The sequence below is a fragment of the Dokdonella immobilis genome (genome assembly GCF_900115085.1).
Lineage (GTDB): Bacteria > Pseudomonadota > Gammaproteobacteria > Xanthomonadales > Rhodanobacteraceae > Dokdonella > Dokdonella immobilis.
In genome coordinates, this window is sequence record NZ_FOVF01000021.1 from 1 (window position 1) to 24,287 (window position 24,287).

The 24,287-nt window shown below is 66.6% G+C and carries 22 protein-coding genes; 13 read left to right on the plus strand and 9 right to left on the minus strand.

The features are described 5' to 3' along the window. The 3 genes from BM125_RS13430 to fghA form a co-directional block, all read left to right on the plus strand. The coding region (locus BM125_RS13430) for an integrase core domain-containing protein (protein ID WP_245778921.1) at window positions 1-350 on the plus strand (350 nt) is incomplete at its 5' end. Between the two features lie 465 nt (window positions 351-815). Further along, window positions 816-2,108 carry an NTP/NDP exchange transporter gene (locus BM125_RS13435; protein ID WP_092408826.1) on the plus strand — a complete coding sequence of 431 codons (1,293 nt, stop codon included), beginning with the start codon at window positions 816-818 and terminating at the stop codon, window positions 2,106-2,108. A gap of 40 nt (window positions 2,109-2,148) precedes the next feature. After that, window positions 2,149-2,997 (plus strand): S-formylglutathione hydrolase, encoded by an 849-nt coding sequence (fghA, locus tag BM125_RS13440; RefSeq protein WP_092408828.1) that lies wholly within the window; start codon window positions 2,149-2,151, stop codon window positions 2,995-2,997. A 15-nt stretch (window positions 2,998-3,012) separates the two neighbouring features. Here the strand turns inward: fghA and BM125_RS13445 are convergent, their stop codons facing one another. The 3 genes from BM125_RS13445 to BM125_RS13455 all read right to left on the minus strand — a co-directional run bounded on the left by BM125_RS13445 (window position 3,013) and on the right by BM125_RS13455 (window position 7,031). After that, entirely contained in the window at window positions 3,013-3,453 is a 441-nt protein-coding gene (locus BM125_RS13445) for a hotdog fold domain-containing protein (RefSeq protein ID WP_245778922.1), read from the minus strand. A gap of 25 nt (window positions 3,454-3,478) precedes the next feature. After that, a complete protein-coding gene (locus BM125_RS13450) occupies window positions 3,479-5,950 on the minus strand; it encodes an acyl-CoA dehydrogenase (protein ID WP_092408938.1) in 2,472 nt (823 codons plus the stop codon). 208 nt (window positions 5,951-6,158) lie between these two features. After that, window positions 6,159-7,031 carry an alpha/beta fold hydrolase gene (locus tag BM125_RS13455; protein ID WP_092408832.1) on the minus strand — a complete coding sequence of 291 codons (873 nt, stop codon included), beginning with the start codon at window positions 7,029-7,031 and terminating at the stop codon, window positions 6,159-6,161. Between the two features lie 98 nt (window positions 7,032-7,129). Between BM125_RS13455 and BM125_RS13460 the strand changes: the two genes are divergently transcribed. The 6 genes from BM125_RS13460 (at window position 7,130) to BM125_RS13485 (ending at window position 13,429) form a co-directional block, all read left to right on the plus strand. Further along, window positions 7,130-7,714, plus strand: a complete 585-nt coding sequence (locus tag BM125_RS13460; RefSeq protein ID WP_092408834.1) for a TetR/AcrR family transcriptional regulator — start codon at window positions 7,130-7,132, stop codon at window positions 7,712-7,714. A gap of 111 nt (window positions 7,715-7,825) precedes the next feature. Beyond that, the gene (locus tag BM125_RS13465; RefSeq protein WP_092408835.1) at window positions 7,826-9,607 is read left to right on the plus strand and encodes a phosphoenolpyruvate carboxykinase (GTP); all 1,782 of its coding nucleotides are present in this window, start codon (window positions 7,826-7,828) and stop codon (window positions 9,605-9,607) included. 142 nt (window positions 9,608-9,749) lie between these two features. After that, window positions 9,750-10,334, plus strand: a complete 585-nt coding sequence (locus tag BM125_RS13470) for an RNA polymerase sigma factor (RefSeq protein ID WP_175498085.1) — start codon at window positions 9,750-9,752, stop codon at window positions 10,332-10,334. After that, window positions 10,327-10,797, plus strand: a complete 471-nt coding sequence (locus BM125_RS13475; protein WP_092408839.1) for a hypothetical protein — start codon at window positions 10,327-10,329, stop codon at window positions 10,795-10,797. Before BM125_RS13470 ends, BM125_RS13475 begins: the two co-directional genes overlap by 8 nt. Before the next feature lie 9 nt (window positions 10,798-10,806). After that, window positions 10,807-11,715, plus strand: a complete 909-nt coding sequence (locus BM125_RS13480) for a DUF4097 family beta strand repeat-containing protein (protein WP_092408841.1) — start codon at window positions 10,807-10,809, stop codon at window positions 11,713-11,715. Window positions 11,716-11,827: 112 nt separating this feature from the next. Continuing rightward, window positions 11,828-13,429, plus strand: coding sequence for a peptide chain release factor 3 (locus tag BM125_RS13485; protein WP_092408843.1), 1,602 nt, complete (start codon window positions 11,828-11,830; stop codon window positions 13,427-13,429). A gap of 59 nt (window positions 13,430-13,488) precedes the next feature. On the opposite strand, the gene BM125_RS13490 is transcribed toward BM125_RS13485, so the two are convergent. From BM125_RS13490 to BM125_RS13505, 4 genes are all read right to left on the minus strand, one after another. Next, window positions 13,489-14,028, minus strand: a complete 540-nt coding sequence (locus BM125_RS13490) for a hypothetical protein (protein WP_092408845.1) — start codon at window positions 14,026-14,028, stop codon at window positions 13,489-13,491. Then, on the minus strand, window positions 14,021-14,572 hold the full coding sequence (locus tag BM125_RS13495; protein ID WP_092408847.1) for an RNA polymerase sigma factor: 552 nt from the start codon (window positions 14,570-14,572) through the stop codon (window positions 14,021-14,023). Before BM125_RS13495 ends, BM125_RS13490 begins: the two co-directional genes overlap by 8 nt. A gap of 132 nt (window positions 14,573-14,704) precedes the next feature. Continuing rightward, window positions 14,705-16,660: a M48 family metallopeptidase gene (locus tag BM125_RS13500; RefSeq protein WP_092408849.1), complete on the minus strand. Its 1,956-nt coding sequence runs from the start codon at window positions 16,658-16,660 to the stop codon at window positions 14,705-14,707. Window positions 16,661-16,727: 67 nt separating this feature from the next. Next, window positions 16,728-17,315 carry a LemA family protein gene (locus BM125_RS13505; protein WP_092408940.1) on the minus strand — a complete coding sequence of 196 codons (588 nt, stop codon included), beginning with the start codon at window positions 17,313-17,315 and terminating at the stop codon, window positions 16,728-16,730. A gap of 49 nt (window positions 17,316-17,364) precedes the next feature. Here BM125_RS13505 and BM125_RS13510 point away from each other — a divergent pair, with 49 nt between their 5' ends. Further along, window positions 17,365-18,660, plus strand: coding sequence for a serine hydrolase domain-containing protein (locus BM125_RS13510; RefSeq protein WP_245778923.1), 1,296 nt, complete (start codon window positions 17,365-17,367; stop codon window positions 18,658-18,660). Window positions 18,661-18,819: 159 nt separating this feature from the next. Further along, window positions 18,820-19,446, plus strand: a complete 627-nt coding sequence (locus BM125_RS13515; RefSeq protein WP_092408853.1) for a GPP34 family phosphoprotein — start codon at window positions 18,820-18,822, stop codon at window positions 19,444-19,446. A 381-nt stretch (window positions 19,447-19,827) separates the two neighbouring features. Here BM125_RS13515 and BM125_RS13520 read toward each other — a convergent pair whose 3' ends face one another. Continuing rightward, complete coding sequence (locus BM125_RS13520) at window positions 19,828-20,781, minus strand: energy transducer TonB (RefSeq protein ID WP_139225003.1); 954 nt, start codon at window positions 20,779-20,781, stop codon at window positions 19,828-19,830. 501 nt (window positions 20,782-21,282) lie between these two features. On the opposite strand from BM125_RS13520, the gene BM125_RS13525 reads away from it, so the two are divergent. Together BM125_RS13525 and BM125_RS13530 are read left to right on the plus strand one after the other, a co-directional pair. Then, complete coding sequence (locus tag BM125_RS13525; protein WP_139225004.1) at window positions 21,283-21,684, plus strand: glycine zipper domain-containing protein; 402 nt, start codon at window positions 21,283-21,285, stop codon at window positions 21,682-21,684. A gap of 10 nt (window positions 21,685-21,694) precedes the next feature. Further along, a complete protein-coding gene (locus tag BM125_RS13530; RefSeq protein ID WP_092408859.1) occupies window positions 21,695-22,159 on the plus strand; it encodes a hypothetical protein in 465 nt (154 codons plus the stop codon). Between the two features lie 313 nt (window positions 22,160-22,472). Here the strand turns inward: BM125_RS13530 and BM125_RS13540 are convergent, their stop codons facing one another. Beyond that, complete coding sequence (locus BM125_RS13540; protein ID WP_092408863.1) at window positions 22,473-24,197, minus strand: glycoside hydrolase family 44 protein; 1,725 nt, start codon at window positions 24,195-24,197, stop codon at window positions 22,473-22,475. Window positions 24,198-24,287 lie beyond the last annotated feature (90 nt).

The window sequence follows — 24,287 nt, forward strand, 5'->3', positions numbered from 1 at the left end:
CTGCCGTCGCCTACTACGCAAGCTTGGGCGTGATCATTCGCCGATTGCTCACCGACAACGGCGGTGCGTATCGCTCAAAGGCCTTCGCCGCCGTGTGTCGGGAACTGGATATCAAGCACCGCTTCACCCGGCCTTACACCCCACGCACCAACGGCAAAGCCGAGCGCTTCATCCAGACCGCACTACGTGAATGGGCCTATGCCGTGACCTATCAGACCAGCGCCGAACGCCAAGCGGCGCTGCAACCTTGGATACACCGTTACAATCACCACCGACCTCATTCCGCCCTCAGCTACAAATCACCCATCAGTCGAATTCCGCGGAACAACCTATCGAACCTCAACAGCTAGGGAGGCTCTGAACAAGTGGCACAACCGTCACGACACCTGCCTGCGTGCAGATCGCGGCGCGCCGACGCAGACAGACTGGCCGTCTTTCAAGTCGGCGCAACAAAGAGCTGCGCGCAGGCAGTTGTCGCCCAATAGAATGATTTCATTGCGAAAGGGTGGCGCTCAGAAGGCCCGCCACAGGCACCGCGCGGCTCGTCAAGGCCACCAGCCTTCACGTCGCCACGCAGCACCTGTGGCGAGCCTTCTGAGCGCCATGACGATTGCGCCACTTGTTCAGAGCCTCCCTAGCCCGGACTATTCATGAATCGACGCGATGATTGCGCAGAGACTTGTTCGCACAAGGAATTCTCCGACCGAGCGGAATACACCACTGTATTGCCGAGGGAGGAGAATTTCTTGTGCGGACAAGGATCAAGCAAGGGCGCGAGCGCATTCATGAATAGTCCGGACTAAGGAACCCCCCGCGTGCCAAAACGCCCTGCCATCCAGCGCCATGAATGGTTCGCCGTTGGCATCGCCTTCGCCTACTTCTTCTGCGTGCTGGCCGCCTACTACGTGATCCGCCCGGTCCGCGACCAGCTCTCGGCGGCGGTCGGCTCGACCGCACTGCCCATTTTCTATGCGGCGACCCTGGTCGTCACCCTGGCCCTGGTGCCGCTGTTCGGCGCCCTCGTCGCACGCTACCGGCGGCGCACCTTCGTACCGGTCGTCTACCTGTTCTTCCTGCTTGGCATGCTCGCCTTCATTCCGCTGTTCCAGATGCAGGAGGCGATCGGCGCGCGCCTGCTCGGTTCGATCTTCTTCGTCTGGGTCAGCGTCTTCAACCTGTTCGTGGTCGCCGTGTTCTGGAGCTTCATGGCCGACCTGCTCGATGCCGAGCAGGCGCACCGGCTGTTTCCGGTCATTGCCCTCGGCGGCACGCTCGGCGCGGTCGCCGGACCGGCCCTGACCCGCGCCCTGAACGAGGTGATCGGCGTGTCCGGCCTGCTGGTCATGTCCTCGACCCTGCTCGGTCTCGCCATCGTCTGCATCCTGGCCCTGTCACGCTGGTCGCAGGGCCATCCGGTCGTCGGCGACGAACAACGCGAAACGCGGGTCATCGGCGGCAGCTTCATCGCCGGCGCGATCGAGACCGTGAAGTCGCCGCTGATGCGGCGGCTGGCGATCCTGATGCTGCTCGGCGATGCGGTCGGCACGGTCATCTACGCCCTGCTCGCCGACTACAGCGGGGCGACCTACGCCACGCGCGCCGAACGCATCAATTTTTCGGCGAATGTGGATTTCTACGCAAACCTGCTGCAGATCGTGCTGCAGCTCGGCGTGACCCGGGCCCTGCTGGTCCGCTACGGTCCCGCGCCGGCACTGGCCCTCGATGGTGTGCTCAAGGCGATCATGCTGGCCGGCCTGGCGGTCTTCGCCGGCCCGTGGATCGCGGCGGTCGCGGTCGTCACTCGGGCCAGCGCCTACGGCGTGTTCAAGCCGGCCGCCGATTCGCTGTACACACGGGTCGATGCGGAAACCCGCTACAAGACCAAGAATTTCATCGACACCTCGGTCTGGCGCTTCGGCGACCTGGTCGTGACCAGCGGTTTCAATCTGCTGCGCGGCCTCGGCACCACGGTTCCGGGACTGGCCCTGCTGTCGATGATCGCGGCCGGCAGTTCGGCCTGGATCGGCTGGCGTGCGGCGCGCATGTTGCCGGATTCGCCGAGGACGGCTGCCGGCTCCGGGCGCGAAGCCGTCGACGGCAGCGTCTGAGCGCCCAGCGCCGCCCGCGGCGAACCTGACAGGAGAGACCATGCCATTCGAAGTGCTTGCCGAATACCGCTGCCACGGCGGCGTCCAGGGGTTCTACCGGCATCGTTCCGTCGAGACCGGCGGGGCGATGAAATTCGGCCTGTTCCAGCCTCCGCAGATATCCGCCGGCAAGCTTCCGCTGCTGATCTTCCTCGCCGGCTTGACCTGCACGGAGGAGACCGCCGCGATCAAGGCGGGTGCGCAGCGGCTTGCGGCCGAACTCGGCCTGGTCCTGCTGACCCCGGACACGAGCCCGCGCGATACCGGCATCGAGGGCGCCACTGGCGACTGGGAGTTCGGTGAAGGCGCCGGCTTCTATCTGGATGCGGCCACGGCGCCGTTTTCGAAGTGTTTCCGCATGGACGCCTGGATCACCCGCGAGCTGCCGACACTGATTGCGGCGAACTTCAATGTGGACATCGACCGCAGCGGAGTCTGCGGGCATTCGATGGGCGGCCATGGTGCACTGACCTTGGCCCTGCGCAATCCCGGCCGGTATCGCTCGCTGTCGGCCTTCGCCCCGATCGTGGCGCCATGCCAGGTACCGTGGGGCCAGAAAGCCTTCTCGCGCTATCTCGGCAATGACAGGGAGGCCTGGAAGCGCCATGACAGCGTCGAGCTGATCCGCAGCGGCCAGCGCTTCGACGGCACCATCCTCGTCGACCAGGGCGATGCGGATGCGTTCCTCGAAGCCCAGCTGCGTCCCGAATTGCTGCGCCAGGCCTGCGTCGAATCCGGCCAGCCGCTGACCTTGCGCCTGCAGCCGGGTTACGACCACAGCTACTGGTTCATCCAGTCCTTCATCGCCGACCATCTGCAGCATCACGCCCGCGCACTGCTCCGCAACTAGCCCATTTCGCCGCGCTCAGCGTGGCGAAACCCACATCGTGATGTCGGCGTCGAAGACGATGTCGTCCGCGCCATCGCGGACTTCGACGATCGCGTGCAGCTCCTGCGCCGTGGCGGCGTCGGCGATCGGCGCGACGCGCGCGGTCGTGGTCAGCGCACCGAGCGCCTTCTTGCGATAGCGCACGCTCATGCCCTTCGGGATCCAGCGCATCGAGGCCGGAATCGTCACTTCGGTGGCCATGCCGCCGGCCAGCTCGGCGGCATTGCACATCGCGATCGCATGCACGGTGCCGATATGGTTCTGGATGCGGCGGCGCTGACGCAGGCGGACCACGCAACGGCCCGGTTCGAGCACCTCGATGCGAGGCGAGATTGAACCGAAATACGGCGCCTTGAAGCAAATGATGCGCGAAAACAGCCAGCGGCCCGGCGCCGAGCCGCCGAGCCTGCGGAACATGGCGAGCGCCTGCGCCGCCATGCGCTCAGGCGACGCTGCGCAGCGACTTCGGCGGCGTCTTCTTCGTCGCCGCGCGCAGTTCCTCCGGAGCGAAGTCATCGACCGAAATGAACTCGAAGCTGGCCGTGCGCACGCGCTCGAGCAGCTTGCGCTCGGCGCTCGTCAGCACCCCCTTGGCTTCGGCCTCGGCGATCTGCGCCTCGAAGTCGAGGCCAGCGACGTCGCCCGACTTGACCGCCTTGAGGAACTTGCGTTCGATCGGCTCGGCCGCGACCACCTCGGGCAGCAGCGCGTTCATGCGGCCGACCGGATTGTTCGCGCTCGGGGTCAGATAGGCGCCCGAAGCGAGCCGCGTGCGTGCCTCGTTCGGCGTCATCAGGATCGCCGCGACGCGATGGCCGAGGCGGTCCGAAGGCGGTACCTCGCGACGACCCAGCGGGAACACGAGCGCGCGCAGCAGCCAGGCCACCGGACGCACCGGGAAGTTGCGGATCACGCCATCCAGCGCCATCTGCATGCGCCAGGTGCACTCATGGAAGGCCCAGGCCAGCAGCGGCTGGTCGGCGACCGGGCGGCCCTCGTCCTCGTAGCGCTTGAGCATGCTCGAGGCGATGTACAGGTAGGACAGCACGTCGCCGAGGCGGGCCGATATCTTTTCCTTGAACTTGAGCTTGCCGCCGAGCACGAGCATCGAGGTGTCGGCGACCAGGGCCAGGGCCGACGAATAACGGTTGAGCTTGCGATAGAAGCGGCGCGTGTAGGCGTCACCCGGTGCCGCGCCGATTTTCGCGTGGGTCAGGCCGAGCACGAAACTGCGCACGCCATTGGAGATGCCGAAGCCGATGTGCTTGAACAGCAGGTCGTCGAAGCTGCGCAGGCGATCGCCGTAGTCGGGCAAGGCAGCCGCCTGCATTTCGGCCAGCACGTAGGGATGGCAGCGGATCGCGCCCTGGCCGAAGATCATCAGGCTGCGCGTCATGATGTTGGCGCCCTCGACCGTGATCATGATCGGTACGCCTTCCCAGGAGCGACCGAGGTAGTTGCCCGGGCCGAGGATCACGCCCTTGCCACCGTGCACGTCCATGGCGTCGGTGCAGATCTGCCGGCCCCATTCGGTGGCGTGGTACTTGGCGATGGCCGAAGGCACCGCGGGCTTCTCGCCGCGGTCGACCGCGGCGGCGGTGGCGCGCGACAGCGCCGTGGTGGCGTAGGTCAGTCCGCCGATCCGCGCCAGTGCTTCCTCGACGCCTTCGAAGCGACCGATCGCAAGGCCGAACTGCTTGCGGATGCGTGCATAGGCGCCGGTCGCGGCAACCCCGGCGCACGCGCCGCCGGTGGCGCTCGACGGCAGCGAGATGGCGCGTCCGACCGAGAGGCACTCGACCAGCATGCGCCAGCCCTGGCCGGCCATGTCCGGCCCGCCGATCAGTTGCGAGAGCGGCACGAACACGTCCTTGCCGCGCACCGGTCCGTTCTGGAACGGCACGTTCAGCGGGAAGTGGCGGCGGCCGATCTCGAGGCCGTCGGTGTCGCGCGGGATCAGCGCGAGCGTGATGCCGCGATCCTCGACGTCGCCGAGCAGGTGGTCCGGATCGAGCAGGCGGAAGGCGAGGCCGACGATGGTCGCGACCGGGGCCAGGGTGATGTAGCGCTTGTCGAAAGTCAGGCGCACGCCGAGCACATTGCCGCCCTCCCATTCGCCCTTGCAGACGATGCCGTAGTCCGGCAGCGAGGTCGCGTCGGAGCCAGCGTAGGGACCGGTCAAGGCGAAACAGGGGATCTCGCGCCCGTCGGCCAGACGCGGCAGGTAGTGGTTCTTCTGTTCCTCGGTGCCGTAATGCAGCAGCAGTTCAGCCGGACCGAGCGAGTTCGGCACGGCCACGGTCGAGGACACGGTCGCCGACATGCTCGCGATCTTCTGCAGCACGGCGGAGTGGGCCAGCGCGGAGAACTGCAGGCCGCCGTACTGCTTCGGGATGATCATGCCGAAGAACTTGTTGGCCTTGAGGAATTCCCACATGTCCTCGGGCAGGTCGGCCAGCTCGTGGCTGATCTCCCATTCGTTGATCTTGCTGCACAGCTCCTCGACCGGGCCGTCGAGGAAGGCCCGCTCGTCGACGCTGAGTTCCGGACGCGCCTGGCCGAGCAGTTCGGACCAGTCCGGCTTGCCGCTGAACAACTGGCCTTCGAAACCGACCGTGCCGGCCTCGAGCGCGATCTGCTCGGTCTCGGACAGGTTCGGCGTGATCTTGCGATAGATCGCCAGCAGCGGTGCGCTGATGCGGGCGCGGCGGAATGCCGGCAGGTTCAGCGGTACGGCGATGGCGGCAAAGACCAGCAGCGGCAGCAGGACGGCCAGCCAGTGCGATCCGGCCAGCAGGCCGACGCCGATGATCGCGATCGCCGTGACGATGGTCCAGCTGCGCAGGCCGATGCGCAGATAGGCCGCCACCATCGAGGCGAGTACGCCAGCGAGCAACGGGATCAGGTACGCGATCATGTGCAACATGTCGATGACTCCTCTTCAACTGCCTGGCGCCCGCCGCCTGCATGCCCGACGATCCGGACGGCGCCGCGGCCAGGCCCCTGTTCGCCCTCGCCGCAATCGATTTCGCGGCAACGGCCTTGTCTGATTGAGAACTTCGCCGCGGCGAAGCCCTTGTTGCCTGCGCACGGAGCAACGATCCGCCGCTTTTCCGCTTCCGTCAAATGGCCGGCAGGCCTCCTAGAAACTCGAGGACATGGCGGGAAAACTGATCATTCTCGTCGCCGGCCACCATGTGCGTCGCGCGCGCCACGGCGACGTGGCGGGCGTGCGGCACGAGCTGCAGGAACTCACCGATCGTGGACTCCGAAACGACATCGCTGGCCGCGCCGCTGATCAACAGGGTCGGAACGCGGATCCGGGTCGCCGCTTCGAGCAGGTCGGCCTGGTGACGGGCACCGTCGGCGGCGATCGGCTCGAGCATGCGGGGATCCCAGTGCCAGCGCAGGCGCCCGTCCTGGCCCGGGCTGAGCAAGCGGCCCAGGCTTTGCGGCGACTTGCGCTGGGCACGGTGCGGCAGGTAGGCGGCAATGGCGTCGGCCGCCTCCTCGAAATCGGCGAATCCGTGCGGGTTGGCGCGCATGAATTCGAGAATGCGCTCGACCCCGGCCGGTTCCCAGCGCGGCGTGATGTCGACCAGGACCAGGGCGCGGCAGCAGTCGGGGTCGGCGCCGGCCGCGGCAATCCCGACCAGCCCGCCCATCGAGGCGCCGATCACCACCGGCGGCCGATCGCAACAGGACATGACCAGACGCAGGTCGCCGACCAGCTGGTCGACCGAGTAGTCGCCCGATTCGAGCCAGCTGCTCTGGCCGTGCCCGCGGGCGTCGTAGGTGATGCCCGTCCAGCCTGCCGTGGCGGTGACCCGGGCACAGCCGGACCAGGCCTCGCGGGTCTGGCCGAAACCGTGCGCGAACACGGCCACTTCGCCCAGGCCATCGCCATGGTGTTCGAGGGCCAGCGACACGCTGTCGCCGGTCTGCAGCCGGGTCGCATGCGACGGTGGATCGGAGGTGGCTGGATGCAAAACCATACGCACAAGTATGGAGGGCCCCGCAGCGCAAATCAATGGCCCCCAGGGACGCCGCACCCTCGCTTCTCATCGCGTCCCCGCTGCGGCACACTGCCGGGATGGGCGAAGCACACGAGAAGAGCGAGCCGCGCGGGCGACTGTCGGCGACGGACTGGGAACAGGCTGCGCTGCACGTCCTCGCCGAGGGCGGAGTGGCCGCCGTCGCCGTCGAGTCGCTGGCACGCACCCTGGGCGTAACCAAGGGCAGCTTCTACTGGCACTTCCCGACCCGCGAGGCCCTGCTCAAGGCCGCCATCGACCGCTGGGAACAGCGCGACGAGGATGAGGTGATTTCCCGGGTCGAGCGCATCGCCGACCCGCGCGAGCGCCTGCGCGAGCTGTTCCACCGGGTCAGCCGCGAAGTCCAGTCGCATCTGGTCTATGCCGCCCTGCTGCAGGCCTCCGACCACCCCCTCGTGCAGCCCGTGATCGAGCGTATTTCACGCCGACGCCTGGCCCTGCTGACCCAGGCCTACGCCGAAGCGGGCTTTGATACCCGCGCCGCGGCCCATCGCGCGCGCCTGGCCTATACCGCCTACAGCGGATTTCTCCAGCTCAATCAAAGCCATGGCATGCCGCGCATGGACCAGGAGGAATACGAGGCCTACGTCGACCACGTCATCGCGACCCTGATTCCGGCCTGATCCCGGGGCCGCGCCGATGTCGCAGCTGACCTTGCCAAGGCCAGCCCCTGCCGCTAACGTCGCTGACCCTACATTCATGAACGCGGGCCCCGGCTCGCGGATAAGGAAAACATGGCAAGTTCGCTGGAATCCTTGAACCGTTGGGTCGAGGAAGTGGCCGGTCTGACCCAACCCGCCGAAATCCACTGGTGCAACGGTTCCGACGGCGAAAGCCGCCTGCTCAAGGAGCACATGCTGGCCCGCGGCGACCTCCTCGAACTGAACCAGGAGACCCACCCGGGCTGCACCCTGCACCGTTCCAGTCCGACCGACGTCGCCCGCGTCGAGCACCTGACCTTCATCTGCACGCGCGAGCGCGAAGACGCCGGCCCGAACAACCCGTGGATGGATCCGGCCGAAGCACATGCCAAGGTCGACGCCCTGTTCGCCGGGGCGATGCGTGGACGCACGATGTACGTGGTGCCCTACTGCATGGGCCCGATCGACTCGCCATTGTCGCGCTGCGGCGTCGAAATCACCGATTCGCCATACGTCGTCGCCAACATGCGCATCATGACCCGGATGGGCGCGCCGGCGCTGAGCCGCATCGAGCGCGAGGGCCGCTTCGTCAAGGGCCTGCATTCGACCGGAGAACTCAATCCGGACAAGCGCTTCATCATGCATTTCCCCGAGGAGCTGACGATCAAGTCGATCGGCTCGGGCTACGGCGGCAATGCCTTGCTCGGCAAGAAGTGCCACGCCCTGCGCATCGGCTCCTGGCAGGCGCGCAGCGAAGGCTGGCTGGCCGAGCACATGCTGATCGTCGGCATCGAGAATCCCGAGGGCGAGACCCACTACATCGCCGCGGCGTTCCCGTCGGCCTGCGGCAAAACCAACCTGGCCATGCTGATTCCGCCCGAGAGCTACCGCAAGGCGGGCTGGAAGGTGTGGACAGTCGGCGACGACATCTGCTGGATGACGCCCGGCGAAGACGGCCGGCTCTGGGCGATCAATCCCGAGGCGGGCTTCTTCGGCGTCGCCCCGGGCACCGACCGCACGACCAACCCGAATGCCCTGACCACGATCCAGCGCGACACGATCTATACCAACGTCGCCGTGACTTCCGACAACCAGCCGTGGTGGGAAGGCCTGCGCGAAGGCACGCCAGTGAAGGACTGGCAGGGTCGCGACCATGATCCGGCCAATGGACCGGCCGCGCATCCGAATTCACGTTTCACGGTGTCGGCCAGTCAATGCCCGAGCTGGACGCCGATGGCCGAGGCGCCGCAGGGCGTGCCGATCAGCGCGATCATCTTCGGTGGTCGCCGGCCCTCGCTGATTCCGCTCGTTTTCGAAGCCCGCGACTGGAGCCACGGCGTACTCGTCGGTGCGGCCATGGGCTCGGAAACCACGGCCGCGGCGACCGGCGCGGTCGGCGTGCTGCGCCGCGACTCGATGGCCATGAAACCGTTCTGCGGCTACAACTTCGCCGACTACTTCGCGCATTGGCTTTCATTCGACAAGCCTGGCGCAAAGCTGCCGAAGATCTTCCATGTCAACTGGTTCCGCAAGGGCGCCGACGGCAGGTTCCTGTGGCCCGGCTTCGGTGAAAACCTGCGCGTGCTGGAGTGGATCATCGGGCGATGCGAGGGCCGCACTGGCGCCCTCGAAACGCCGATCGGCCTGGTTCCGGATTCGACCGACATCCACCTCGACGATCTCGGCCTCGGCCCTTCCGCCATCCGCGAACTGCTCGAGATCGACGCCGCCGGCTGGCGCCGCGAAGTCGACGCGATCGGCAGCTATCTGGACAGCTTTGGCGCGCGCCTGCCCGACCGCCTGAAGCAGGAGCAGCAGCGCATCGCCACCGCGCTGGCGCAGTCGCGCCCGGTCGCACAGGCAGCCAGCGCTTGAGCGTGCGGTGCCGGCGGCTGCAATCGCGGCCGCATGGCCCGGATCGCGGCATCCGGTTCGCCCCGGCGCAGGCCGGGTCCGACCTGCCCTGCATGGGTCGCCTTTAAACCTCTCGCTGCCGACCGGCATCCAAGCTGGCACTATGAGCACAGCCTGCCTTGCCATGCCCTTGCCGATGATCGACGCACCACGGACCGAGACCGAGGATAGCGAACTGGTCCGGCGCGCCGCGGCGGGCGACGTGGGTGCGTTCGAGCACCTGTACCGGCGCCATGCCGGGCGCGTGCACGGCGCCGTCTGGCGTCTGTCGGGAATGAATGCGGCGCGTGCCGAGGAACTGACCCAGGAGGCCTTCGTCCGGGCCTGGCAGAAGCTGTCGAGTTTCCGTTTCGAGAGCGCCTTCACGACCTGGTTGCACCGGCTCGCGGTCAACGTCGCCCTGATGGACCTGCGTCGCCACGATCCGGAGGAAGCGGCCGACGACGCGACGCTGGAGGCGGCCAGTGAACCGGACCGCCCCTTCTGTGCCGGCGAACGGGCCGACCTCGAGCGCGCTGTCGCCAGCCTGCCGCCGCGCGCGCGCGCAGTGCTCGTGCTGCACGACATCGAAGGCTGGAAGCACGAGGAAATCGGCCGCGAACTCGGCATGGCGGTCGGTTCGTCGAAGGCGCAATTGCATCGGGCCCGCGGATTGCTCCGACGGTTCCTGGGAGAACAACATGACTGACTTCGAACTGCGCCGCGAACTGCGCGAGTTGCGCGTGTCGCGTGAACCGCAGCGCGACCTCTGGCCGCAGATCGCGCACCGCCTCAACGCCGGATCCGAACAGCCGGCCGCCCCCGCGCGGCGACGCGCCTGGCTGCCACTGGCGCTGGCCGCCGGCATCACCGTGGCCCTCAGCGCCGGCCTGTTCTCGCTGGTCCAGCACCACCAGGCGGCCGTCGACGATACGGCCATGGCCAGCCTTCAAGACGGCCCTTCGGTGCGCGAACAGATCGAGCGGGCACGCGAACTCGCCAGCAGCGGCGATCCGCGCCTTGCCGGCGCCGAGGTGGTCATCGATTCGGCCAACGAAGAACTCGAACAGGCCCTGCAGCAGCGACCCGATGCGGTCTTCCTGGTTGGCCTGATCAACCGCACACACGCGCAGCGGCGCAAGCTTGCCCGCCTCGGCATCAATGCCGGATAAGGATCCACGATGAAACTCGACAAGACCCCCACCCTGCTGTCCTTCGCGCTGCTGCTGGGCAGCGTGCCGGCCTTCGCCGGCACTCCGATCAACGAGAGCCGCACGGTCGATGCCACGGCACGCATCGACATCAGCAACGTGCGCGGCTCGGTCACGGTCAGCGCCTGGGACCAGGACAAGGTCGAGATCACCGGCACGCTCGGCAGCGGCAGCAAGGGACTCAGCGTGACCGGCGGCGGATCGCGGCTCGACATCAAGGTCGAGGGCCCGGAAAAATCGGGCTGGTTCGACTGGGGTTCGAGTTCGCGCATGGAGGACTCGATCCTCGACATCCGCGTGCCGCGCGGGGCCGAACTGACCGTCGAGACCGTCAGCGCCGAGATCTCGGTCACCGGAACCGGTGGGCCTCGCCTCGACGTCAGCAGCGTCAGCGGCAAGATCCGGCTCGACAGCGTCGCCGAGGAGCTCGAGGTGGGCAGCATCTCGGGCACGATCGAACTGGCTGGCGCCGGCAAGCGCGCGCACGTCGATACCGTATCGGGTGACATCGAGGTGCGCGCGAACCGCGAGCGCATGAAGCTCGAAACGGTCTCCGGCAACATCAGCGCCACCTCCGATGGCTATCGTGAATTTTCCGGAAGCTCGGTGTCGGGCGATATCCTCCTGCGCGGCAAGCCGGTGACGGACGCGCGCCTCGACGCCGAAACCATGAGCGGCGATGTCGGCGTCGACCTGCCGGCAGACGTGTCCGCGCGCATCGAGGCGGAGACCTTCAGCGGCCGCATCCGCAGCGACTTCGGCACGGTCGAGGAACCCGAGCACGGACCCGGACGTTCACTCGATGCAACCGTCGGCGACGGCAATGCCCGGGTCAATATCGAGACCTTCAGCGGCGACATCACGATCCGCCACGACTGAGCGGCGCCAGCTGCGCGGCAAACCGGCGGCCTGAAGCGAACGCCGGGCTCGCGTACAATGCGCGCCCCGCACGCCACCGAATTCGTCGGTCGCGGCAGTTCCAGGCTATCGCATGAGCAATCCAGTCAGCGAAATGCGCCGGCGGCGCACCTTCGCGATCATCTCCCATCCCGATGCGGGCAAGACCACCCTGACCGAAAAGCTGCTGCTGTTCGGCGGAGCGATCCAGATGGCCGGTTCGGTCAAGTCGCGCAAGGCCGCCCGCCACGCGACCTCGGACTGGATGGCCCTGGAGAAGGAACGCGGCATCTCGGTGACCAGCTCGGTCATGCAGTTCCCGTACTCGGGCAAGGTCGTCAACCTGCTCGATACGCCGGGCCATGCCGACTTCTCGGAAGACACCTACCGCGTGCTGACCGCGGTCGACTCGGCGCTGATGGTGATCGACTGCGCCAAGGGCGTCGAGGAGCGCACGATCAAGCTGATGGAGGTCTGCCGCCTGCGCGACACGCCGATCATGACCTTCATCAACAAGCTCGACCGCGAAGGCCGTGCGCCGATCGAACTGCTCGACGAGGTCGAATCCGTGCTCGGCATCGCCTGCACGCCGATCACCTGGCCGATCGGCATGGGTTCGCGCCTGAAGGGCGTCTATCACCTGCTGCTCGACGAGGTGCACATCTTCGAGCCCGGAAAGAACTTCACGCGCCAGGATTCGACGATCTTCAAGGGACTGGACGATCCGGCCCTGCGCGCGCGCATCGGCGACGAAGCCTGGCGCGAGCTCAACGACGAGCTCGAACTCGTGCGCGGCGCCTCGCATGCGTTCTCGCAGGAGGAATATCTGGCCGGCCAGCTGACCCCGGTGTTCTTCGGGTCCGCCGTCAACAACTTCGGCGTGCAGCTGCTGCTCGACTTCTTCGTCGAACATGCGCCACCACCGAAGTCGCACGCGACGACGACGCGCACGGTCAGCGCCGACGAGCCGCGCATGAGCGGGTTCGTGTTCAAGATCCAGGCCAACATGGACCCGATGCATCGTGACCGGGTCGCCTTCATGCGCATCTGCTCGGGCACCTTCAACGGCGGCATGAAGGCCCTGCACGCGCGCACCGGCAAGGAAATGAAACTGGCCAACGCGCTGAGTTTCATGGCCTCGGATCGCGAAATCGTCGACCAGGCCTTCGCCGGCGACGTGATCGGCATCCACAACCACGGCACGATCTCGATCGGCGATACCTTCTCCGAGGGCGAGCTGCTGAGCTTCACCGGCATCCCGAATTTCGCGCCCGAACTGTTCCGCCGTGCGCGCCTGAAGGACCCGCTGAAGATGAAACAGCTGCAGAAGGGCCTGGCGCAGCTCTCCGAGGAAGGTGCGACCCAGTTCTTCCGTCCGCTGATGTCGAATGATCTGATCCTTGGCGCGGTCGGCGTGCTGCAGTTCGACGTGGTCGCCTATCGCCTGAAGGACGAATACGGGGTCGAGTGCGCGTTCGAGAACGTCGGCGTGGTCACCGCGCGCTGGGTGCACTGCGCGAATGCGAAGAAGCTCGAGGAGTTCCGCGAGAAGGCCGCGCAAAACCTGGCCATCGACGCCGCCGGCGAACTGGTCTACCTCGCGCCATCGCGGGTCAACCTGCAACTGACCGAGGAGCGCTGGCCCGACGTGCGATTCGCGGCGACCCGCGAACATGCCAGCGCGGTGCATGTCTGAAAGGAAAAACGCCCGGCTGACCCGGGCGTTTTTCCTGTTCCTCGCGGACGGGCGGGAATCTAGCCGCCGTTGAAATCCGACTGGAATACACCATCCGCAGCGGCCTGGGCCACGCGATCGTCGTTCATGCTGAAGATGCGATCCTGACTCGTGAAGATGCGATCCGGCCGAGCCGCGGCCTGCATCGTGATCGAAGAACCGGCATCGGCCGGGGAGTCGAGCCGCATCTGCCAGAAAACCGCACCGACGACCAGCGACAGGCAGGCCGCCAGCCCGACCCAGCGCAACGGCCGTGCATGCCGGCGACTCGCATTGCCCAGGCGCTGCGCGCGCCCGTGGCGGGCATGCGCAAGCCCCTGGCGTTCGGACACGGCCGTCGCCAGTGCGGCCGATTCGGGTGCGAGCTCACGCAACAGGCGCACGAGGTCGGTCTGCAGTGGCGAGCGCGAAAGTCGCGCCGCAACTTCATTGCGGCGGTCGCCCTTGAGCGTACCCGCGGAAGCGGCGACCAGGGTTTCGGCATCGAGGAGGCCAGCGGGCCCGGAAGCCGATTCCACAAGCATGCGGCGGTACAGGGTGGACAGCTTTTGCTCAGTCATCGAATTCACCGTATCCCAATTCCCGCAGCCTCGATTTCAGGCCATCGAGCCCGCGAGTGACCAGTTTTCTCGCCGCCTCGGTCGAGGTTCCGACCACGTCGGCGATTTCCTGCAGGGAAAAGCCCTGCAGGTGAAGGGTGATTGGCAGGCGCCGGCGCTCGGGAATCTCCGCCAGGCAGCGCTGCAGACCCGTCATGCGCTCGTCATCCGTGGCCGACTGCTCGGGAGAGACACCGGGTTCGGCCCATTGGCCGGTTTCGCCGTCATCCTCGGGCAATGGCTCCGCGGCCCGGACTTCGGCCCTGCGCAGCGCATCGATCACGGTGGTCGCAACCACCCTTTGCACATAAGACGCATGAAAGGCCCCGGAGCGGTCACGCGCGATCGCCTTCCACAGGCGAATGCGCACCTCCTGCTCGACGTCCGCCGGATCAATCCCATGCCGATCAAGGCGATAGCTGCGCATCAGCACGCCCAGGCGGGCTCCGAAATCGCGCAGGACCTGCTCGAGACGGGCGTCTACGGATTCGGATTCTTGGCTCATCGGGTGGCTGGTCTCGGCGGGGCCGCTATGCTCCACGACCCGGCCCGGTATCGCAACGTGCCGCGCGCGCGCGATGCCTCAGCGGTACCCGGAAGATCGGTCTGCCCTGGGCCGGCGCGGCCGTCGGCGCCCTCAGCCGGACTGATGCAGCATCGGCGGCAATGGACAGTGCAGGGCGGCACAGACCGTACGCAGCAATTCCGCCTCCTCGACGCTGACCACGCCATCGGCGCTGATCGCATGGGTCAGACCGCGGACCACGAGTTCCTTGCCGGCGGGCGCCAGCAGGTCGAGTCGCGGCAGGGCGCGATCGAGAGCCAGGGCCCAGTCCTGCGGCGGCGCATAGGACGGTCTTGCCGCGGGCAGCACCTCGTTGAGTCCGAGCACGTAGGCCCGACGCGCACTTTCGGCGTCGTCGTGCCCATATTCGGCGACTACCGAGAACAGGTCGCGCAGTTCGGCCGCGGTCTCGGTCAGGCGAATCCGGCCCATGACCCGGGTCGCCGAAGGATTGAGGGCATCGATGACCTGGATGCCGACCAGCTTGGCGAGGCAGTACTCCTGCAGGCTGACCTTGCCGTCGGCCTTGATCAGCTGTTTGAGCACGATGACGAAGACCTGCAGCTTCGGCCGCGGATGCCGGCGCAGGGCAGGAAAGGCCATCGCGGCCAGTGGCAGGCGCTGCATTGGATGCAGCACCTCGGTCTGCGCGGCCAGCGCTTCGACCTCGGCTGCGGTTCCGGCATCGTAGTACTGCCCGATCAGGTCCAGTTGCTGGCGGCGCACGCTGTCGTCGGCATTCAGGAGGAGTGCGAATACGACCGAAACCGACTGCTCTCGTCCGTGGGCGGCCGCGCTGAGGGCCGCCGGGATGGCCTGGTTCAGGGTCGCCGCCGCCTGATAATCACCGGTGTCGGGATGGCCGACCTGCTCGGCCACCGCCGTGGCCGACAGGCGCATTTCCCCGGACGCTGCCGGAAGCACGCCCGCGCGGGACTCCGGCGCATGCTTCGACGAGCGCCGCGCCGGCGCGAAGCCGGCCAGCGAAACCTGCGGATCATCGCTGTCCCCAACGCGTCGCGGCTGCGTCCAGTCAGCGGCGATCTCGACGAACTCGGCCGGATCGAAGCGCGGTTGCAGGCGCTTGATGCGGTCGACCAGGGGTGGATGCGTGGCGAACAGGGCCGAATAGCCGACACCGTCTCCAAACAGCATATGGGCGACTTCCTCGCCATCGTGGCTGGCGAGTTTCGAGCCTTCGGCGAGTCCGCCGATCTTCTTCAGCGCTCCGGCGATGCCTTCGGTCTGGCGCGTGAACTGCACGGCCGAAGCGTCGGCCAGGTACTCGCGCTGGCGCGATATCGAGGCCTTGATGATGCGCGCGAAGAACACGCCGATGTAGCCGACCACGAGCAGGGCGATGCCGAGCACGACGATGCCGCCGCTGTCGCGGCTGCGCGAGCGCCCGGAGACTTCGGCGATCTTGCGCCCGACGATGGCCAGCACGAGGATGCCGAAGGCGACGCCGACGAGGCGGATGTTGAGCCGCATGTCGCCGTTCAGGACGTGGCTGAACTCATGCGCGATGACGCCCTGCAGTTCGTCGCGGGTGAGCTTGTCGAGACAGCCGCGCGTGACGGTGAGCGCGGCGTCGGCCGGGGTATAGCCGGACGCGAAGGCGTTGATCGCGACTTCGTCCTCGAGCACGAAGATCTCCGGGACCGGGACGCCGGAGGCGATCGCGATCTCCTCGATCACGTTGCGCAGGCGACGGTAGGCGAAATCGGTCGTGTCGGCCGGCACCGGCGTCGCGCCGAGCTGCAGGGCGACCGCGCTGCCACCCGCGCGCAAGGTCGAGATGCGGTACAGGGTGGCCAGCCCGATGACCGCAATCACACTGAGCGTGCTGGCCACGAGCGCGCCGGAATTGACGCCGACCGCTCCGCGTCGCCCTTCACGGCCGATGCCGAACGCGATCATGACGACAGCGTCGACGGCGACCACGATGCAGATCACGGCGATCGTGAACAGCACGATCATGCGCCGTGTCTGCTTGCGCGCGACTTCCTGGTGGGCGAAGAAGTTCAACGCCGTGGCCTCGGGTGCGGACGGCCAGGATCGCCTGCCTCGAGCGACAGGCGATCCGGCACGACGATCAGGTAAACGAAACCTTCACGGCCTCGCGCTTCTCGGGCGCCTCGATCTCGAGCAGTTGCGCCGGCTGGAAGCTGAACATGTTGGCCACGATCGAGCTCGGAAACACTTCACGCGCGTTGTTGTAGCCCATGACCGAGTCGTTGTAGGCCTGGCGGGCGAACGCGACCTTGTTTTCGGTCGACGTCAGTTCCTCGCTGAGCTGCATCATGTTCTGGTTGGCCTTCAGGTCCGGATAGGCCTCGGACAGGGCGAACAGGCGTCCTAGAGTCTGGGTCAGCGCGTTCTCGGCGCCGGAAAGCTGCTGCATGGCCTGCGGGTCGCCCGGATTGGCCTTGGCCGCGGACAGTCCGGAGACCGCCGAGTTGCGCGCCTGGATGACCGCCTCGAGCGTCTCGCGCTCGTGCTTCATGTAGCCCTTGGCGGTCTCGACGAGATTGGGGATCAGGTCGTAGCGACGGGTCAGCTGGACGTCGATCTGGGCAAACGCATTCTTGTAGGCGTTGCGCGAGGTGACCAGGCCGTTGTAGACACTGATCGCGTAGAAGGCGAACGCGACGATGATCGCAAGCAGTATCAGGGAACTCATCATTTCCTCTCCACGGATGCGTGTTTCAACGTATGATTTCGAGCATAGCATGCGTCCACAACGATCAATGATCTCCTCCACGAAACGCCGTCTGTTCCCCTGCGTGCTCCTGTTCGGTGCCGTTTTCGCCGGCCACTGCGCGGACCTCGCCGCCGGCAGCCGGCGACCGCATTCCCGGGTCCCGGCCCGACCGCACGTCGACGTCCACGACATCGCCAGTGACGCGGCGCCGGTCGCCACGGAATTCAATCGTTGGTTGGATCGCCTCGAGACTTCGGGTCAGGTCGCCGGCCTTGCCGTGGCCATCGTCAAGGACGACCAGGTCCTTCTCGAACGCGGTATCGGCTATGCGGACTGGGCCAGTCGGGAAAAGGTCGAGCCCGACACCGTGTTCCGCCTGGCTTCGCTGTCCAAGGCCTTTGCGACGACCCTGGCCGGCATGCTGGTCGAGGATGGCCTGATGCAATGGGACACGCATGTTGCCAACGTGTTGCCGACCTTCGCCCTTGCCGATGACGATGCAAGCAGCAAGCTGACCGTCGGCGACATCCTCAGTCATCGGGTCGGCCTGCCGCATAACACCTACGACAACCTGCTCGAGCAGGACGAGCCCTACCCGCTGCTGGTCGAACGCCTCAGCGAAGTGCCGATGGCCTGCCCGGTCGGCGAATGCTACGCGTACCAGAACATCGCCTTCAGCCTGATCGGCGACGTCACCTATGCGCTGACTGGCGACTTCTTCTATCACGAGGTCGAGAAGCGCATCTTCCATCCGCTGGGCATGCACGACGCCACCTACGGACGTGATTCGCTCGAGCACTCGCCGCGCTGGGCGCGGCCGCATCGGCGCGCCGGACGCGTCTGGAAGCCGTTCATGCCGAACGAGACCTACTACCGCATGCCGCCCGCGGCCGGGGTCAATGCCAGCCTGCGCGACATGGAACAGTGGCTGATCGCCCAGATGGGCGGTTACCCGGACGTCCTTTCGCCGAAGCTGCTCGACGAGCTGCACAAGCCCGTGGTGGAAACGCCGCGCGATTTGCGCTCCACCCCATGGCGTCGCGGTCGCTTGCTCGACGCACAATATGCGCTCGGTTGGCGGGTCTACGAATACGCTGGTGAAACCCTCATTTTTCATGCCGGTGCCGTGCAGGGCTATCGGGCCATGATCGGATTCCTGCCCAAGCGCCGATTTGGCGTCGTCATGTTGTGGAACTGCGAATCGGTCGCGCCGAGCGGCCTGCTGCCGATGCTGTTCGATCGCTACCTGGGCTTGCCATCGATCGACTGGGCCGGGCTTGGTCCCACGCGGATGTCGAGTGTTTCGGGCGGCGAAATCGACTGAGCGAAATCGACTCGATTCGCAGCGGCCGCTCGCCGGAACGGCGTGTGTGCACACGGAACTCCACTTCCCGCGCACGAATGGCTTAGCATAGGCGGCCGTTTTCGACGCCGTTGCGGGTCGGCGTTTCGCGTAGGGGCAACGAATGCCAGGAGGCGATTCATGCTGATTGCCGAGCAACTGATGTTGCTGTGCATCGATCCGCAGCGCGGCGACTTCGAGGTCGCCCGTGCCCACGCCGACATCAATTCGCTGGCCGCAGCCGCCCTGCTTCTCGACCTTGCCGAGCAGCATCGTCTGCGGTTCAAGAACGGACACATTGCCGTCGAGGCGTCCTTGCCGACGACGCACCCGCAGTTGACCCAGGCGGCGCAGATCCTGTCCGGGCCGGCCAACGGACTGCCAATGTCCGCGGCGATCGAGCTTCTCGTCGCGCGCATGCACCCGGTTGCCCTTCACCTGCTCGAGAGCCTGTTCCGTCGCGATGTCGTTCACCGCGTGCGCGCCTCGTGGTGGCCGTGGAGCGCGCTGCAGTTTCCGCTTCGCTCGCTGCAGGTCCTGAACGAGGCCAGGGCCCAACTGCACAGGGCCATCGATGCGGACAAGGCCAGCCTGCGTGGCCTCGGGCTGCTGGTGCTGACCGATTTCGCCGGCCAGTTGGCGGCCAGTCTCTCGGGCGACGCACACGAGGCAGCCGCGCAGAAGCTTCTGCACCTGGCCAGCGAGCCGGTCGGCCAGGACGCCGAACACGACATGCTCGTCCACCTGCGTCGCTGTCTACTCAGCTAGTGTGGTGTCCCACAAATACCATCAAATAATTCCGGCGTCTTTCACGGCGATACTGCGTTGCTCGTCGTCGCCATAGTGCCCACTATGACTCCTCCTCGCGCCTTGTCCCGCCATGAAATCCATCCGGAATTTCTTCGCGTTATTTGCGGGACACCACACTAGGCACGTTCCAAGAGCAGTCGCCCGATCGACGTCGCGCCTGGCATGGCGACCGGTCGCGTGGCGATTCGTGGCCGCGGTGACACGCGCACGTGCGGGTCGGGGACGCCGGCCCGGTGGTCCGGCGCGGGCGCGGCTCGGCGTCTTGCGACCGATATCCTTCGCCCGAGCCGCAACCGGAGCCTCTCCGGTTGCGAGCAGCGGTTCTCGGGGTCGCGAGGATCAGCGGCCGAGCTTGAATTCGATCCGGCGGCGGACGGTCGCACTGACCGGAACGCCGTTCTCCAGGCGCGGATTGAACTTGGTCCGCTCGATCGAACGGATCGCTTCACGGTCGAACACGCGCGCAGGATCCGAGGCGGTGACCTTGGCATCCTGGACGACTCCTTCCGCGGTCACGGTGAATTCGACTTCGACCCAGCCCTCTTCGCGATTGCGCGCGGCCTGGCTCGGATAGGACGGTGCGACCGGCGTCACCACTTCGACGTCGCGCGTCTCCCCACTCGGCGCGGCCGGTGGTGGCGCTGGGGCCGGCTTCGGCGCCACCGGTGCCGGCGCCGGCGGTGCCGTGGTTGCCGCCGTCTCCGCGCTCGGCGTCTCGGTTGCCGTCGCGGCGCTTGCCGTCGTCTCGGTCTCGCTGGCCGGCTTGGGCGGCGGCGGTGCCGCGGCAGCCGCTGCGGCCTGCGCTTCCTGCAATTCGATCTGCTTCTTCTTCGACTCGAGCTTGCTGCGCAGGATCGTCAACGTGTAGTTGCTCGGGTCGGCCTTGGCCAGCGAAGCGATGATGCGGGTCGCTTCGTCGAGGTTGCCCTGGTTGATCTCCTGCTCCGCCGTGCCGCTGGCGAACGGGAAGAGTTCGCGCAGGGCATCGGTGGCGCCCGAATTGGTCGGGTCCTTCTCGATGATCGCCAGGTAGTATTCGAGGGCGTTGTTGCCGGCCGGCGCAACCATGCGCTGCTCGGACATGGCCTTGCGCGCCTCGCGATAGAGCTGATCGATGGTCAGTTCCTCGACCGCGGGCGAGACCGCCGCCGACGGCGCCTCCTCGCTCGTGGCGGCTGGCGCGGTCGCGCTCGGCGCGCCACCGGGAGCTGCAGAGTTCTGTCGATTCAGAAACCACCACGCACCGCCTGCAAGCGCGGCGAGGACGAGCACGCCGATGATGATCTTGGGCAAGGCCGAACCGCGGACGGAACGCATATCAGGAAGGGACGGTTTCATTGTTGCCAGACGCTCCGAATTGGCGGGACAGGACATTCGCGATGCAGAAAGACTTGCCCACAGCGGAATCGATGAGAACAGGACGCAAGACGGCATGCACAAAACTTGCCAAATTGCTGAAAGCGGCGCGGAAGATCATTGCAATGCATTCCCCGCGGCGCGCTCTCGCCCCACCCTCGCTTTTTTGCCCGGTCCCTCGGCCAGCCACCGTGTGCCCCTCTTTTGCCGGCATCATCCAGCGAAAGGATGCCTGAACGATAACGCATTCCCGCGCGAGGTGTCACACCTTGGCGCTCGCTGTCACACCGTGGAGCGGGCGGTTATCGCGGATCTGCCGCGTATTCTTCGCGTGCGCCTCGCCGCTCCGGGACCTGCCGGCGGACGCGTTGGCGGTCGAGCCTGCCGGCAGGGCGTGCAGCAATCCAGCCATGCTGGCTTCAGGCTTGGCGTGGCAGCATGGATCCGGTGCGCAGTCACTTACCGCGGCTGCGCGGGGTTGGTTGGTCCGAGCCTCATCTCACCGTGAAGGAGCTGACAATGAGCACGATCTCAAGACAAGAAAGGAAGAACGTCGAAGACGCATCCGACGCCGCCGGCAATCTCACCGGCAAACTGGCCGGAAAGATCAGTGACGGTCTTGAAGAAGCCGCCCGTTCCGCTGGCCGCTTCAGCGAGCGCCTGCGCAACAACGGCGCACAACTGCATGAGGAGCTGTCCGCGGCCGGCGAGCGCTTCGGCGATGGCGCCAAGCGTCTGGGTTCGATCACGTCCGAACAGATTCGCGCCCATCCCTGGGCGGCCATTGGGATTGCCGTGGCGGTTGGCGCCATTGCAAGCCGCCTCTTGCGTCGTCGCTGAGACACCGGGCGTGCAATCGCCCGGCGAAGTGCCGGATGCGTCGGAGCCAGCGACCGCGTCGGAGTCCCTCGCGACCTCGACCGAGTCGCTGATCGGGCGAGCGCGTGATGCATTGATCAGTGCGCTCGAGGTCGCAGAGGCCTCGTTCGCACTGTTGCGCGCCGAACTGCGCCTCGCGCGCAGCAGCGCCCTGGCCCTGGTATGGCTGTCCTTTGCGCTGATCTTCTTCGGCGCTGGTGCCTGGCTTGCCCTCAGCGCACTGATTGCGACAGCGATTGCCAAGGCAACCGGGAGCTGGCTGCTTGGCGTCGGCGGCGTCGCCGCGGGCAATCTTCTCGGTGCAGGCTGGGTCCTGCTGTCGATGCGCCGCTGCTGGCGCGACCTCAGCCTGCCGCGAACGCGTGCGCTGATCGTCGGTTCGCGCGACTCGCAGGATTCCAATGGCGCCGGGCCCAGACCGGGACCGCAGGCATGAGTCTGCGCCGCCACCGTCGACAGGCTCAAGCGGCGGCCGGACGCCTGCAGGCGCGACAGGTGCGGCTTGCTGAGCAGACCCAGTTCCTGCGCAAGGCATTCGCACGCCATCGGTCCATCCTGATCGTGGCTGGAGGGCTGGTCGCGGGATGGATGATCGGAAGGCGCCGATTGCGTCGGTCCGCGCAGGTGATGGCATCGCTAGCCAGTCTCGCCCTGGGCATGATGCGTTCCCCGATCATGCCGCTGGCCTTGTCCGCGCTGTCCAGCCGATGGCTGCGGTCGGCACGCGCGCCTTCGGGTGCGCGCGACCCTCAGGGCTGATCGAACCCGTCCACGAAGATGCGATCGCTATCCGGCAGCACGAGCAGGCTGGCGGAACGCGCCGGCAGGTTGGCCGTAACCAGACTCGTGCCGTTCACGTTGCCGCTGCTGGCGAGTGCCAGGTTGCTCGAGCCGCTGAACTGGTAGAGCTGCCAGTTGCCGGCCAGCGTCGTACCGAAGTCGATGGCGGCGGCGTTGGCCGTTGTTGCCTTGTTGATCAGCACGACCATGACCCGGCTTCCGCTCGCGTGGAAGGCATACGCGCCGAGCGCATCGACGTTGGTACTGGTGGCGCGAACACTGTCGCCCTCGACCCGGCCGCCCTGCCCATCGAAATCCAGATATAGCCGGAACGCGCGCTCGACCAGCGAGCCGGCCGCCGGTGCGACCCATCGCGCAGCGACGTCGACCCCTTCGCGCGCGAAGATGGCCAGGGCCTCGGCATGGGCGATCGCACTGCTGGCGCCGTTGTCGGCACCCCAGTTGTACTCGGTGATGGCAAGCCCGGTACCGGGACACGCTTCATCGATCCAGGCCCGCGCGCGGCGAATCAATTGCGGATGGCTGTAGTACCACGGCGAGGCAGAGCCGAGATCGGCGAGCCATGATTCGGATTGCCAGGTCGGATCATAGAGCTCCTTCAGCGAACGCAGCCGACGCGCGGACACCGTGGCCGTTTCCGAGCCGTTGGGTGGATCGGAAAAGTCCACGACGCCATCGCCCTGCGGGTAGTAATGCAGGTCGAGGTAGTCGACCAGCCGGACACCGTGTTGTGCCTGATAGGCGCAGACCTGCTGCAGGTACCACTTCACGAACGGAATGCCGCCATGGGCCGCGCGGTCGCTGCCGTCGAGGCAGTTGTCGGCCGCCGAACCGAACAGGTCGCAATAACCCCAGGTGACCGGTCCGAACACCCGGGCATCGGGATCCTGGGCCTTGATGGCCCCGGCATAGGCCACGGTGCGTTGCCAGATTTCGTCATAGGTCAGCGGCTGCGGGTGGACATCGCGATGGGTCGAATTCCACAGCATCGGTTCGTTGTCGAGCGCGTAATAGCGCACGCCGCCGCTGGCGGCCGTCCCGAATCGCTGCTGCAGGTGGGCCATCCACGCGGTCTGCGTTTGCGGCGTGGCCGGATCGGCGGTATCCAGGGGATCGTTACCGACGATGAGTCCGTTGGCGCCGCAGTACCCGGTCTGGTTCTGCGCAGGATTGCAGCTGCCGTTGCCGGCGTCGGCCGTGCACCAGGCGGGCGGATTCGAACCGAAATAGCTGCACTCGGTGACAAGCTGGGGGCCGTACTTGACGACCGAATAGCCCCAGCGTTTTTGTTGCACCGCTTTCGGCGTCCAGCCGATGGTGCTGAGTGTCAGCAGGGGCTGCGAACCGGCCGCCAGCGTGCTTTCCAGCAATGCTTCGACCGACGATCCGGATGGCGTGCCGTTGCCGTCCGGGATGTTCATGAAGAACCAGTCCGAGGCGGTGTTGTGCACGTCTGCCTGCCAGTTGTAGCGGGTCGTCGAATTGCCACCCCAACGAAGCAACGGATAGGCCACGGCGCCGAGGTCCGGGGCGCCACTCACACCGAATATTTCGCGCTTCAGCGGATGCCGATCCGCGGCGAGATCGATGCTGACGTCGATCGTGGCGGCGTTCGCCAGCATGCCGAGACAGGACCCGGCGAGCCAGACGATCGGGGCGAGGGAATTGCGCATGACGGCACTCCGGAACGGAATCGGACGCCCTACGCTAGCAAGTACGGATGGACGGCGAATCGTCGGCCGTCACAGTTCGGATTCGCCCGA

What these genes read in the sequence shown, in the direction of transcription:
- fghA (WP_092408828.1), top strand. Translation starts at nt 2,149, where the DNA reads ATGCCATTCGAAGTGCTTGCCGAATACCGCTGCCACGGCGGCGTCCAG.
- BM125_RS13445 (WP_245778922.1), bottom strand. Translation starts at nt 3,453, where the DNA reads ATGTTCCGCAGGCTCGGCGGCTCGGCGCCGGGCCGCTGGCTGTTTTCG.
- BM125_RS13455 (WP_092408832.1), bottom strand. Translation starts at nt 7,031, where the DNA reads ATGGTTTTGCATCCAGCCACCTCCGATCCACCGTCGCATGCGACCCGG.
- BM125_RS13460 (WP_092408834.1), top strand. Translation starts at nt 7,130, where the DNA reads ATGGGCGAAGCACACGAGAAGAGCGAGCCGCGCGGGCGACTGTCGGCG.
- BM125_RS13465 (WP_092408835.1), top strand. Translation starts at nt 7,826, where the DNA reads ATGGCAAGTTCGCTGGAATCCTTGAACCGTTGGGTCGAGGAAGTGGCC.
- BM125_RS13470 (WP_175498085.1), top strand. Translation starts at nt 9,750, where the DNA reads ATGAGCACAGCCTGCCTTGCCATGCCCTTGCCGATGATCGACGCACCA.
- BM125_RS13475 (WP_092408839.1), top strand. Translation starts at nt 10,327, where the DNA reads ATGACTGACTTCGAACTGCGCCGCGAACTGCGCGAGTTGCGCGTGTCG.
- BM125_RS13480 (WP_092408841.1), top strand. Translation starts at nt 10,807, where the DNA reads ATGAAACTCGACAAGACCCCCACCCTGCTGTCCTTCGCGCTGCTGCTG.
- BM125_RS13485 (WP_092408843.1), top strand. Translation starts at nt 11,828, where the DNA reads ATGAGCAATCCAGTCAGCGAAATGCGCCGGCGGCGCACCTTCGCGATC.
- BM125_RS13490 (WP_092408845.1), bottom strand. Translation starts at nt 14,028, where the DNA reads ATGACTGAGCAAAAGCTGTCCACCCTGTACCGCCGCATGCTTGTGGAA.
- BM125_RS13495 (WP_092408847.1), bottom strand. Translation starts at nt 14,572, where the DNA reads ATGAGCCAAGAATCCGAATCCGTAGACGCCCGTCTCGAGCAGGTCCTG.
- BM125_RS13505 (WP_092408940.1), bottom strand. Translation starts at nt 17,315, where the DNA reads ATGAGTTCCCTGATACTGCTTGCGATCATCGTCGCGTTCGCCTTCTAC.
- BM125_RS13510 (WP_245778923.1), top strand. Translation starts at nt 17,365, where the DNA reads ATGCGTCCACAACGATCAATGATCTCCTCCACGAAACGCCGTCTGTTC.
- BM125_RS13515 (WP_092408853.1), top strand. Translation starts at nt 18,820, where the DNA reads ATGCTGATTGCCGAGCAACTGATGTTGCTGTGCATCGATCCGCAGCGC.
- BM125_RS13525 (WP_139225004.1), top strand. Translation starts at nt 21,283, where the DNA reads ATGGATCCGGTGCGCAGTCACTTACCGCGGCTGCGCGGGGTTGGTTGG.
- BM125_RS13540 (WP_092408863.1), bottom strand. Translation starts at nt 24,197, where the DNA reads ATGCGCAATTCCCTCGCCCCGATCGTCTGGCTCGCCGGGTCCTGTCTC.